At 64.4% G+C, this 11,542-nt stretch carries 12 protein-coding genes and 3 pseudogenes; 10 read left to right on the forward strand and 5 right to left on the reverse strand.

The genetic code is table 11. The features are described 5' to 3' along the window. Positions 1-564, reverse strand: a pseudogene (locus tag VNW74_RS23170) (cytochrome P450); the annotation flags it as partial. Positions 565-730: 166 nt separating this feature from the next. Here VNW74_RS23170 and VNW74_RS23175 point away from each other — a divergent pair. Then, the gene (locus VNW74_RS23175; protein WP_325681172.1) at positions 731-1,381 is read left to right on the forward strand and encodes a TetR/AcrR family transcriptional regulator; all 651 of its coding nucleotides are present in this window, start codon (positions 731-733) and stop codon (positions 1,379-1,381) included. Positions 1,382-1,433: 52 nt separating this feature from the next. Continuing rightward, positions 1,434-2,303, forward strand: coding sequence for an SDR family oxidoreductase (locus tag VNW74_RS23180; RefSeq protein ID WP_325681158.1), 870 nt, complete (start codon positions 1,434-1,436; stop codon positions 2,301-2,303). A gap of 31 nt (positions 2,304-2,334) precedes the next feature. Here VNW74_RS23180 and VNW74_RS23185 read toward each other — a convergent pair whose 3' ends face one another. Continuing rightward, positions 2,335-3,402, reverse strand: a complete 1,068-nt coding sequence (locus VNW74_RS23185) for a DNA polymerase IV (protein WP_325681174.1) — start codon at positions 3,400-3,402, stop codon at positions 2,335-2,337. Positions 3,403-3,416: 14 nt separating this feature from the next. Next, complete coding sequence (locus tag VNW74_RS23190; protein ID WP_414686752.1) at positions 3,417-4,040, reverse strand: TetR/AcrR family transcriptional regulator; 624 nt, start codon at positions 4,038-4,040, stop codon at positions 3,417-3,419. Between the two features lie 89 nt (positions 4,041-4,129). Between VNW74_RS23190 and VNW74_RS23195 the strand changes: the two genes are divergently transcribed. The 8 genes and pseudogenes from VNW74_RS23195 (at position 4,130) to VNW74_RS23225 (ending at position 10,826) form a co-directional block, all read left to right on the forward strand. Next, positions 4,130-4,675, forward strand: coding sequence for an NAD(P)H-dependent oxidoreductase (locus VNW74_RS23195; RefSeq protein ID WP_325681160.1), 546 nt, complete (start codon positions 4,130-4,132; stop codon positions 4,673-4,675). A gap of 452 nt (positions 4,676-5,127) precedes the next feature. Next, the gene (locus VNW74_RS23200; protein ID WP_325681162.1) at positions 5,128-5,367 is read left to right on the forward strand and encodes a redoxin NrdH; all 240 of its coding nucleotides are present in this window, start codon (positions 5,128-5,130) and stop codon (positions 5,365-5,367) included. 35 nt (positions 5,368-5,402) lie between these two features. After that, positions 5,403-5,852 (forward strand): class Ib ribonucleoside-diphosphate reductase assembly flavoprotein NrdI, encoded by a 450-nt coding sequence (nrdI, locus tag VNW74_RS23205; protein WP_414686753.1) that lies wholly within the window; start codon positions 5,403-5,405, stop codon positions 5,850-5,852. A 20-nt stretch (positions 5,853-5,872) separates the two neighbouring features. Continuing rightward, the gene (gene nrdE / locus VNW74_RS23210) at positions 5,873-7,990 is read left to right on the forward strand and encodes a class 1b ribonucleoside-diphosphate reductase subunit alpha (RefSeq protein ID WP_325681180.1); all 2,118 of its coding nucleotides are present in this window, start codon (positions 5,873-5,875) and stop codon (positions 7,988-7,990) included. A gap of 19 nt (positions 7,991-8,009) precedes the next feature. Then, the gene (locus tag VNW74_RS23215) at positions 8,010-8,249 is read left to right on the forward strand and encodes a hypothetical protein (protein ID WP_325681164.1); all 240 of its coding nucleotides are present in this window, start codon (positions 8,010-8,012) and stop codon (positions 8,247-8,249) included. A gap of 97 nt (positions 8,250-8,346) precedes the next feature. Then, positions 8,347-9,096: a TetR/AcrR family transcriptional regulator gene (locus VNW74_RS23220; RefSeq protein ID WP_325681166.1), complete on the forward strand. Its 750-nt coding sequence runs from the start codon at positions 8,347-8,349 to the stop codon at positions 9,094-9,096. Positions 9,097-9,174: 78 nt separating this feature from the next. After that, positions 9,175-9,276, forward strand: a pseudogene (locus VNW74_RS31965) (hypothetical protein); the annotation flags it as partial. Next, the gene (locus tag VNW74_RS23225) at positions 9,273-10,826 is read left to right on the forward strand and encodes an NAD(P)/FAD-dependent oxidoreductase (protein WP_325681168.1); all 1,554 of its coding nucleotides are present in this window, start codon (positions 9,273-9,275) and stop codon (positions 10,824-10,826) included. The pseudogene VNW74_RS31965 and the gene VNW74_RS23225, both read left to right, overlap by 4 nt. On the opposite strand, the gene VNW74_RS23230 is transcribed toward VNW74_RS23225, so the two are convergent. Together VNW74_RS23230 and VNW74_RS23235 are read right to left on the reverse strand one after the other, a co-directional pair. Then, positions 10,794-11,354, reverse strand: coding sequence for a TetR/AcrR family transcriptional regulator (locus VNW74_RS23230; protein WP_325681170.1), 561 nt, complete (start codon positions 11,352-11,354; stop codon positions 10,794-10,796). The genes VNW74_RS23225 and VNW74_RS23230 overlap by 33 nt on opposite strands. Further along, positions 11,338-11,542 (reverse strand): annotated as a pseudogene (locus VNW74_RS23235) (polyketide cyclase); the annotation flags it as partial. The gene VNW74_RS23230 and the pseudogene VNW74_RS23235, both read right to left, overlap by 17 nt.

Raw genomic sequence — 11,542 nt, forward strand, 5'->3', positions numbered from 1 at the left:
CAGAAAACGTGGATCATTGGCTACCCAGTCGTTGGCCACCACCTGCGAGACGACCTGGTCCATCTGCTCGACATAGCCGACCAGCCGGGAGCGGACGAACGCTTCCTGCATGATCCGCCGATGGAACATGTGCTCCTCGAAATCGAGCAACATCAGGCCGCGGTGGAAGAACGGTCCGATCACCGGCACCCAGCCCTGCTGGGAGTAGTCCTTGTTGCGGTTGGAGTAGATGACCTGGGCTGCGTCGGGACCCAGCGCCGCGACGCCCGGCAGGACGGGTGAGTCACCGAATATGACAGGACCCTTGGTTTCGTACAGGAATAGCAGGTAGTCCGGTCCGCCCCGCATCATCTCGATGAGGTGGCCGACGACCGGCAAGCCACGATCGCCCATGACCGGCTTGAGTCCGCTGCCCGGCGGCGGATCCGCGAGCTTCCGCGGGGTCCAGTTGGTGTTCCGCAGCCGCTGTTCGACGGCAGCCATCCCGGGAAAGTTGTTGATTGACGGGGTCAGCCGGCGCTTGGCCTGGTCGAGCAGGTAATGCGGGGTGCCGATGGTCGCCATTGACAATCCTCCTCGACGCCTGCCTGGAGGGTAGAAGGGGCATTGAAGAGCGTTGTGGCAGGCGTCACCAATCGCTATCCTCGGGTGAAACTTGACGGCTGTCAAGTTTCACTTTGCGTGCGGCGTGGTGCATGGTCGAAGGGTGCGCATCGAGCAGGAGACCGGGATGGCGGCTAACCAGGGCGCGGTCGTACCGGTTCCGCGACGACGGGGTGATCGGCAGCGGCATGCCATTGTGCAGGCGGTGCGCGAACTGCTCGAGGAAAGACCGTTCGCGCAGCTGTCGGTGAGCACGATCAGTGACCGCGCGGGTGTGGCCCGTTCTGGCTTCTACTTCTACTTCGATTCGAAATACGCGGTGCTCGCTCAGATCCTCGCAGACGCGACACACGAGCTCGAAGAACTGACGGAATACTTCGCACCCCGCGGGCCGGACGAATCGCCGGCGGCGTTCGCGAAGCGAATGGTCGGAAGTGCGGCCGCGGTCTACGCGCACAACGATCCGGTGATGTCGGCATGCAACGCCGCCCGCAATACCGACGCAGAGATCCGTGACCTTCTCGACCAACAGGTCGAAGGCGTGATCCAACAGATCATCGGGATCGTCAAAGACGAGTTGCGGGCCGGCACCGCGCACCCGATCAGCGACGACGTCCCTGCGTTGGTGCGGACGCTGGCGGTCACCACCGCACAGATGCTCTCCGGCGACACCACGTTTCTGGGCGCCGACGGCGACGTGCAGCGTGGGGTGCGGATACTCGAGGCGTTGTGGCTCAACGCCCTGTGGGGCGGTGCAGTGAGATCGGGAGCGACCTAGTCCCCGGGCTGTGCCGTTACGGCGGGCCTTTAGGCCCGTATCGTCTTTCCCCATGGTCCAGACGACTCGTTCTAGGTTCGCGGGTAAGCGTTGCTTTATCACCGGTGCGGCCAGCGGCATTGGCCGCGCGACCGCATTGCGGCTGGCCGCTCACGGCGCCGAGCTCTACCTGACGGACCGCAATCCCGACGGTCTGGCGCTGACCGTGGCGGATGCTCGCGCGCTGGGCGCACAGGTGCCCGAGTATCGGGCGCTGGACATTTCCAACTACGACGACGTCGCTTCATTCGCCGCCGACATCCACGCCAAGCATCCGAGCATGGACATCGTGATGAACATCGCCGGGGTTGCGGCGTGGGGCACCGTCGACCGGCTGACCCACGAGCAGTGGACCAAGACGGTCGCGATCAACCTGATGGGGCCGATTCACGTCATCGAGAGCTTTCTGCCGCCGATGGTGGCCGCCCACCATGGCGGCCATCTGGTCAACGTATCGTCGGCCGCCGGGCTGATCGGGCTGCCCTGGCACGCCGCTTACAGCGCAAGCAAATTCGGGCTGCGCGGACTCTCCGAAGTGCTGCGCTTCGACCTGGCCCGGCACCGCATCGGGGTGTCGGTCGTGGTGCCGGGCGCCGTCAAAACCCCGCTGGTCAACACGGTCGAGATCGCCGGCGTCGACCGCGACGATCCCGGAGTGAGTCGCTGGGTGGCGCGCTTCAGCGGCCACGCGGTGTCGCCGGAAAAAGCCGCGGAGAAGATCCTGGCCGGGGTCGCCAGAAATCGGTTCTTGATCTACACCTCGGCAGACATCCGCGCGCTGTACGGGTTCAAACGCGTCGCGTGGTGGCCCTACAGCCTGGTGATGCGCCAAGTCAACGTGGTATTCGCCAGGGCATTGCGGCCGTCCCCAGCGCACCGCTGAGCTTGATTTGCCCGGCTCCTTCTCGCGCCGCTCAGCGGCGCGCATCGTCACCGGGGGGCGGCATTTGCAGTTCCAGCCGCACCCCGAGTAGCCGGACCGGACGGTCCAACTCGAACAGGTCCAGCACTCGCAGCGCGGCCGCGACGATCACGTCAGCGTCGGTCGTGGGCTCGGTTAGCTTGCGGATCTTCGTGCGGGTGTAGAACGTTGCGGTGCGGACGGTCACCGCGACCCGAGTGACGATCCGCGACGCAGCTACCACCTCACTGAGCGCCTGTTGCGTCAATTCGGTTATCGCTGAATTCATTTCGTCTCGGTCGGTGAGGTCTCGCGGGAAAGTCACGACGTGACTGCGGGAGCGCGGGATCCACGGCTGGGCGCTGACCGTATCGTCGCCGCCGCCGTTGGCCAACAGCAACAGCCACAGCCCGGTCCGCGGGCCGAATGTCGATGTCAGCAGCTCGGCATCGGTGTGTGCCAATTGCCAGACTGTTGTGATGCCAAGGCCGGCAAGCTTCTTCGCGGTCTTCGGGCCGACACCCCAGAGTGCGTCGACCGACCGGTCACCCATCACCGTCATCCAGTTCGCGCCGGTGAGGGTAGCCACGCCGTCCGGTTTCGCAAATCCGGTGGCGACCTTGGCGCGCTGCTTGTTGTCGCTGATGCCTACCGAGCAGGACAGCCCGGTTGCCGAGGAGATGACGGTGCGGATCTGCTCGGCGAGTTCGGTGACGTCCTGGGCTCGCCCCCAGGCTGGCGCCGAAATAAAAGCCTCGTCCCAGCCCCACACCTCGACCGGGTGCCCCAAGTCGCGCAGCAATCCCATCACCTGGTCAGAGGCCGCGTCATAGGCCTCGGGATCCGACGGCAAGAAGGTGGCGTCGGGACAGCGCCGGGCCGCAGTGCGCAGCGGCATACCCGCGTGCACGCCGAATTCGCGGGCTTCGTATGACGCACACGTGACGACCTTGCGCGCTTCAGTCGGATCGCCGTTGCCCCCGACGATGACCGGCAGGCCGGCCAATTCCGGGTGGCGACGTAGTTCGACCGAGGCCAGGAATTGGTCGAGGTCGACGTGCAGGATCCACCTTTTCGGCACCGGGCTCGGGTCGCTCACCGTCCACACAGCTTGCGCGCCAGGCTGTCCCACGCGTCGCCCAACGTCTGCAGGGTCTGGCCGGCATGGTTGAGCTGATGCTCGACGTAGTCGGCGTCGAGCAGCGCCAGCAGCGCATCGGATTGGGCGTCGAGGTTGCCGGTTGTCCCGGCCGAGGCCAGCAGCATCCGAACATGCATGCGTAGCACCATGTAGGGGGCATTGACCGGTGAACCGTAGCGAGTCAGGGGGTCGCGGTTGGCGGCGGAGAGCAGCTCATGATGGGCATGGGCAAAACGCAGCCGGTCGCGCCCGAACGCGAGCAGGCGTTCCATCGGCGGCGCATCCGGACCCAGCGGCGGCGGACCGAAGAGGAACGCCTGCTGGCTGGCCCGCTCGTCCTCGTCAAGCAACACCATCATCAAGCCGGCCCGGCTGCCGAACCGCCGGAACACCGTGCCCTTGCCGACACCCGCGGCGGCGGCGATGTCGTCCATGCTGACCGCATCCGCGCCGCGCTCGGCGATGAGCCGGCGTGCGGCATCCAGCAGCAGCGCACGGTTGCGGGCGGCATCGCCGCGCTCCAGCGGAGCGGAAGGGGGTAGCTCGCCCAGCCAGGCCAACGGTTCAGCGGCGCTCACACCTGCACTTTATCGCGTTTGGAATAATCCGGACTACGGTCCGTTTTAGTCATGCAAAGATATAGATCAACTATCGAAGGGACAAGGACATGTCGGACATCAAGGTTCTGACTCTGGTAGGAAGCTTGCGCGCCGCGTCGATCAACCGGCAGATCGCCGAATTGGCGGCGGACGTCGCCCCGGACGGCGTCGCCGTGACCATCTTCGATCAGCTCGGTGAGCTGCCGTTCTACAACGAGGACATCGACAACGATGCCGACGTGCCCGCTTCGGTCACCGCGCTACGGGCCGTCGCCGCCGAGGCCGACGCCACCCTGGTGGTGACCCCGGAATACAACGGCAGCATCCCGGCGGTCATCAAGAACGCCATCGACTGGCTGTCCCGGCCGTTTGGCGACGGGGCGCTGAAGGACAAGCCGCTGGCCGTCATCGGCGGGTCGTTCGGCCGCTACGGCGGCGTCTGGGCGCATGACGAGACTCGCAAGTCCTTCGGAGTCGCCGGTCCGCGCGTCGTCGAGTCGATCAAGCTGTCGGTGCCGTTCGGATCGCTGGACGGCCAAGCGCCGCGAGAGCACGCCGACACGGTATCCAATGTGCGCGATGCGCTGGGCAAGCTGGTTGCCGAAGTCAGCTGAAATCGGCGTGCAGGCCCCGGCGATGCCCGGGGCCTGCACGCGTGTCGGGGGCTTTGCTGGACGGATGCGACCAGCGTGTTGTGTCGGTGCCGAGTGGTAAATGTGGATGTATACCGCCGCGAGACCATTTTGTGATCTACGACACGCCGAAGCCACGTCGACAGTAGGGCTTACGACCAGGGAATTTCATGAATGTCTTTCAGAACATCTTGTATACCTTCTGATTGTCACCCACTAGGTGTAGTGTTCCGGACACCGACAGACCCAGGTTCGTCAGGTCGGCCGGGCCGCCTCAACCGGCATCGCACGCAGGCTGAAGGCGGATCGGCAAGATGGGAATTCTGTGGCGCGGCGGTCTGCTGAAAAGCAGTGCAGATGCAATACCTGAGTAGTTGCCAGTCTCGTCCCAGTCTCGTCCTGGTCCCACCGTCGACAGAGGAGTCGTACCGCCGATGAGCATCACCGTTTACACCAAACCGGCATGTGTGCAGTGCAACGCCACGTACAAGGCACTGGACAAGCAAGGCATCGCCTACGACACGGTTGACATCAGCCTGGATTCCGAGGCCCGCGACTACGTGATGGCACTGGGATATCTGCAGGCTCCTGTCGTGGTAGCCGGAAACGAGCACTGGTCGGGCTTCCGGCCGGACCGGATCAAGGCGCTCGCCGGTGCCGTGCTGAGCGCATAGCCGGCAGCGCCGCAGTCGGACAGGAGGGGATTGTCGTGTCGTCCTGCAGCCTGGTGTATTTCTCCAGCGTGTCGGAGAACACCCACCGCTTCGTGCAGAAGCTGGGCATTCCCGCGACGCGGATACCGCTGCACGGCCGCATCGAGGTGGACCGGCCGTATGTGCTGGTGCTGCCGACTTACGGGGGCGGCCGCGCTACTCCGAACATCAATGATGGTGGCTATGTCCCCAAGCAGGTCATCGCCTTTTTGAACAACGAGCACAACCGGTCGCTGATCCGCGGTGTCATCGCCGCGGGCAACAACAACTTCGGTGCCGAATTCGCCTATGCGGGCAACGTGGTCTCCGGTAAGTGCGGCGTTCCCTACCTCTACCGCTTCGAACTGATGGGAACCGAGGACGACGTGGAAGCCGTCCGCGCGGGCCTAGCTGACTTCTGGAAGGACGACACGTGTCACCAACCGCCGCAACTGCAGAGCGTGTAACGCCCGCCGGGCACGGCGCATTGCCGGGCGAGACGGATTACCACGCCCTGAATGCGATGCTGAATCTGTACGATGCCGACGGCAAGATTCAGTTTGACAAGGACCGGGAAGCCGCACATCAGTACTTCCTGCAGCACGTCAACCAGAACACCGTCTTCTTCCACAACCAGGACGAGAAGCTCGACTACCTGATCCGCGAAAACTATTACGAACGTGAGGTTCTCGACGAGTACTCGCGCAACTTCGTCAAGACCCTGCTGGATCGCGCGTATGCCAAGAAGTTCCGGTTCCCGACGTTCCTGGGCGCGTTCAAGTACTACACCTCCTACACGTTGAAGACTTTCGACGGCAAGCGGTATCTGGAGCGCTTCGAAGACCGGGTCGTCATGGTCGCGCTTACCCTGGCCGCGGGTGACACGGCATTGGCCGAGAAGCTCGTCGACGAGATCATCGACGGCCGGTTCCAGCCGGCCACCCCTACGTTCCTCAACTCGGGCAAGAAGCAGCGCGGCGAACCGGTGAGCTGCTTTTTGCTTCGCATCGAAGACAACATGGAATCGATCGGGCGGTCGATCAACTCCGCGCTACAGTTGTCCAAGCGGGGCGGGGGAGTCGCGTTGCTGCTGAGCAACATTCGCGAGCACGGCGCGCCGATCAAGAACATCGAGAACCAGTCTTCCGGGGTCATCCCGATCATGAAGCTGCTGGAGGACTCGTTCTCTTACGCCAACCAGCTCGGTGCCCGCCAGGGCGCCGGCGCGGTCTACCTGAATGCCCATCACCCGGACATCTACCGCTTCCTGGACACCAAGCGGGAAAACGCCGACGAGAAAATCAGGATCAAGACGCTGAGCCTGGGCGTGGTGATTCCCGACATCACCTTCGAGCTGGCCAAGAACAACGAGGACATGTATCTGTTCTCGCCGTACGACGTCGAGCGCATCTACGGTGTGCCGTTCGCCGACATCTCGGTCACCGAGAAGTACTACGAGATGCTCGACGATTCGCGCATCAGCAAGACCAAGATCAAGGCCCGCGAATTCTTCCAGACGCTGGCCGAGCTGCAATTCGAGTCCGGTTATCCCTACATCATGTACGAGGACACGGTGAACCGGGCCAACCCGATCGAGGGCAAGATCACCCACTCCAACCTGTGCTCTGAGATCCTGCAGGTGTCCACGCCGTCGTTGTTCAACGAGGACCTCACGTATGCCAAAGTGGGCAAGGACATTTCGTGCAACTTGGGTTCGCTGAACATCGCCAAAGCGATGGACTCGCCGGACTTCGCGCAGACCATCGAGGTGGCGATCCGGGCATTGACCGCGGTGAGCGACCAGACCCACATCTGGTCGGTGCCCTCGATCGAGCAGGGCAACAACGACTCGCACGCGATCGGGCTCGGGCAGATGAACCTGCACGGCTATCTGGCCCGCGAACACATCTTCTACGGCTCTGAAGAGGGCATCGACTTCACCAACATCTACTTCTACACGGTGCTCTACCATGCGCTGCGCGCATCGAATCGCATTGCGATCGAACGCGGTACGAGTTTCAAGGGCTTCGCTCAGTCCAAGTATGCGTCGGGGGAGTTCTTCGACAAGTACACCGACCAGATCTGGGAACCCAAGAGCGAGAAGGTGCGCCAGCTTTTCGCCGACGCAGAGATCCGCATCCCGGACCAAGACGACTGGCGCAAGCTGAAAGAGTCAGTGCAGGCGCACGGCATCTACAACCAGAACCTGCAGGCGGTGCCGCCGACCGGGTCGATCTCCTACATCAACCATTCGACGTCGTCGATCCACCCGATCGTGTCGAAGGTCGAGATCCGTAAGGAAGGCAAGATCGGCCGTGTCTACTACCCGGCGCCTTACATGACCAACGACAACCTGGACTACTACCAGGACGCCTACGAGATCGGCTACGAGAAGATCATCGACACCTATGCGGCGGCCACCCAGCATGTGGATCAAGGGCTCTCGCTGACGCTGTTCTTCATGGACACCGCGACCACCCGCGATGTGAACAAGGCGCAGATCTATGCCTGGCGCAAGGGCATCAAGACGCTGTACTACATCCGGCTGCGCCAGATGGCGCTGGAAGGAACCGAGGTCGAGGGCTGCGTGTCCTGCATGCTGTAGCGGCCCAGCGAGTGTAGGGGTGCGGCGACACCACGCCGCTTCCGGTCACGCGGCGAACGACATCCCGGCCTCACAACTCGACACGTCGTCGCTAGCGGGGCTCGAAGACGCGGCATACACGTTCGGCATCACCAACACTCCGGACCCGTCGCTGTTGGAGTTCTTGCAGGCGGTCGGGCAGTGGGGAGCCACCGAACTCGGCTTCGGCGCGGGATCGCTTCAGCGATCCCGGGATCACCATCTCGCTGCGCTGCCGTAGCGCAGCCCGGCTGCATCGACACGGGAGCATCAGGCGCGAAACCGCTGAGGCGCCGGTCTGCCCAGGTCAGCGGCTGCAACGCGGTAAGGTGCTTGACGTGGTCAGAATTCCCCGACCCGCCCTGCCGCACCCGGGCCCGAAGCCTGGGGTGAAGGTCGACGCGCGCAGCGAGCGCTGGCGCGAACACCGCAAAAAGGTGCGCCGGGAGATCGTCGAGGCGGCCTTCCGCGCCATCGACCGATTGGGGCCCGACCTCAGTGTCCGCGAGATCGCCGAAGAGGCCGGCACCGCCAAACCCAAGATCTACCGGCATTTCACCGACAAATCCGACCTGTTCCAGGCGATCGGGGAGCGTCTGCGCGACATGCTGTGGGCGGCCGTCTTCCCGTCGGTCGACTTCGCCACCAACTCGGCTCGCGAGATCATCCACCGCAGCGCCGAGGAGTACGTCAACCTGGTCGACGAGCATCCCAACGTGCTGCGGTTCTTCATCCAGGGCCGCTTCCCGGAGCAGTCCGAGTCGACCATGAGGACGCTGAACGAAGGCCGGGAGATCACGCTGGCGATGGCCGAGATGTTCAACAACGAGCTTCGTGAGATGGAACTCAACCCCGCCTCGATCGAACTCGCGGCCTTCGCCGCGTTCGGCTCGGCGGCGTCGGCCACCGATTGGTGGCTGGGATCCGACCCCGACACCCCGCGGCGGATGCCCCGCGACCAGTTCGTCGAGCACCTGACTACGATCATGATGGGTGTCATCGGTGGTACGGCCGAGCTGCTCGGCATCAAGCTGGACCCCGATCTGCCCATCCACGACGCGGTGCCGCACGACTCTGCTGCCAGCTGAGCATCGGCGGCGTTGACATCGCCGCGGCCATCGACAACGCTTTTCCGATACCATGGGTACCGGGTACTTGAGAAGGAAGATCGATCGGACATGAGCCGCGCCGGCGACGATGCAGTGGGGGCACCCCCAGCCGCGCAGCGGCGAGGGGGACGAAGCGATGAGGAGGAGCGGCGCACATGAGCGTTGCCGAGTCGACTACCCGGTCCGAGGCGCAGGCTCTGCCCGTGCATACCCGTGCGGTCATCATCGGGACGGGTTTCGCCGGGCTGGGGATGGGCATCGCGCTGCAGCGCCAAGGGGTGGACTTCGTCATCCTGGAGAAGGCCGACGAGGTCGGCGGCACCTGGCGGGACAACAGCTACCCCGGCTGCGCCTGCGATGTGCCGTCGCACCTGTACTCGTTCTCGTTCGAGCCGAAGGCCACGTGGAGCAAGCTGTTCTCACCGCAGCCCGAGATCCTCGACTACCTCAAGGGCGTCACCGAGAAGTACGGGCTGCGTCGCTACATCCGGTTCGGTTCGCTGGTGGATCGCGCGCATTGGGATGACAGTGAATACCGCTGGCATGTGTTCACCAAGTCCGGACAGGAGTATGTCGCCCAGTTTTTGATCTCTGGTGCCGGCGCGCTGCATATCCCGCGGCTACCGGACATCGACGGCATGGATGAATTCCGCGGTGCCGCTTTCCATTCCGCGCAGTGGGACCACAGCGTCGATCTGGCCGGCAAGCGGGTGGCGGTGATCGGCACCGGGGCCAGCGCCATTCAGATCGTGCCGGAGTTGGTGCGCCGCGACGCCGGTGTGGCCGAGGTGCAGCTGTATCAGCGCACTCCGCCGTGGGTGGTGCCGCGGCCGAATAGTCTGCTGCCGGACCGGCTACGCCAAGCGTTCGCGAATGTGCCCGGACTACGGCTGGCGGTGCGGTCGGGAATCTACTGGGGGCTCGAGGGCCTGGGCTACGCGATGACGCAACGCCCGAGCCTGCTGCGCGCCGTCGAATTGGTCGGCAAGTGGAACATCCGGCGCAGCGTTCGCGACAAGGAGCTCCGCCGCAGGCTCACGCCGCGCTACCGGGCCGGCTGCAAGCGAATCCTCTACGCCGCCAACTACTACCAGGCGGTCGCCAACCCGAAGACGACGCTGATCACCGACCGGATCACCCGCATCACCCCCGACGGCATCGTCACCGACGACGGCATCGAGCACCCGGTGGACGTGATCGTCTGGGCCACCGGGTTTCACACCACCGACTCCTACACCTATGTCGACGTCAAGGGTCCGCGCGGCGAGGATCTGGTGGACCGCTGGAACCGGGAGGGCGTGGTGGCGCATCGCGGCATCGCGGTGGCCGACATGCCGAATCTCTTTTTCCTGCTTGGGCCCAACACCGGGCTGGGTCACACCTCGGTGGTCTTCATGATCGAGTCGCAGATCCACTACGTGGCCGAGGCGATCGCGACGGTCGAGAAGTTCGGTGCGCAGGCGTTGGCGCCCAGCCGCTCAGCTCAGGACCGCTTCAACACCGGGTTGCAGGACAAGCTGGCCGGCTCGGTCTGGAACACCGGCGGCTGCAGCAGCTGGTACCTCGACGAGCACGGCGTCAACCGGACGCTGTGGAGCGGGATGACCTGGCAGTACTGGCGATCCACTCGATCGCTAAGACCCGCGGAATACCGGTTCTTCGGGGTGAGCACCGGCTCACGGGCCAACCGCCGGGTGGTAACCGCTTAGCAGATTCACGAACGCTTTCGCCGCCGCATCGACGCCAGCCTCATCTTCGGTCGCGACAAGGTCCAGCAGCAGTCCACGAGTGACGGCCAGCCCGAGCCGTGCCATCGCAGCATCGTATGGAACCTCGGCGGCGGCCTCGACCTCCCGCAGCCAGCCATCGACGGCGCCGGGAACCATACGCGTGAACGGCTTTTCGCCCTGGGCCGCCCGCGAGTAACACTCGAAGAAAAGGCGTTCGAGCTGCCGTAGCTCGGGGCGACGAAGGTCGGCCCACATCGCGGCGAATCCCTCGGCCGGACTCATGGGTAAATCGGGGACCAGGGCCATCTGGCGGCGCTCGGCCTGCTCGACGACCGCGATCAGCAAGCCTTCCCGAGACCCGAAATGGTGCAACAGCATTCGGTGGCTGGTGCCGACCGCGGCGGCCACGTCGCGCAACGACCGGTCGCCGACGCCGCCCGCCGCGAACTCGTCGACGAGTGCATCGAGAAGTTGCCTACGGCGGTCCAGGTCAGGAGCGCGGGCCATCGGCGCGGCTTCGCTGCTCTGCGCACGCTTTGAGGCCTTGGGCCTCCAGTTCGAGGAAGCGCTTGGTCTTCTTGACCATCAGCCGCCCGACAAGGGCGCCGAGCACACCGCGCTGGTCGAGTTGCTGGCGCACCAGCGTGCGGCCACCGGGCTGTCGGGTGACAAAGTGACGGGCGGTCACCCGGACG

It is taken from the genome of Mycobacterium sp. (genome assembly GCF_035570115.1).
Taxonomy (GTDB): Bacteria; Actinomycetota; Actinomycetes; order Mycobacteriales; family Mycobacteriaceae; genus Mycobacterium.

Excerpts from the sequence above, each read along its gene's own strand:
- VNW74_RS23175 (WP_325681172.1), top strand. The coding sequence starts at position 731 with ATGGCGGCTAACCAGGGCGCGGTCGTACCGGTTCCGCGACGACGGGGT.
- VNW74_RS23180 (WP_325681158.1), top strand. The coding sequence starts at position 1,434 with ATGGTCCAGACGACTCGTTCTAGGTTCGCGGGTAAGCGTTGCTTTATC.
- VNW74_RS23200 (WP_325681162.1), top strand. The coding sequence starts at position 5,128 with ATGAGCATCACCGTTTACACCAAACCGGCATGTGTGCAGTGCAACGCC.
- VNW74_RS23230 (WP_325681170.1), bottom strand. The coding sequence starts at position 11,354 with ATGGCCCGCGCTCCTGACCTGGACCGCCGTAGGCAACTTCTCGATGCA.
- VNW74_RS23195 (WP_325681160.1), top strand. The coding sequence starts at position 4,130 with ATGTCGGACATCAAGGTTCTGACTCTGGTAGGAAGCTTGCGCGCCGCG.
- VNW74_RS23225 (WP_325681168.1), top strand. The coding sequence starts at position 9,273 with ATGAGCGTTGCCGAGTCGACTACCCGGTCCGAGGCGCAGGCTCTGCCC.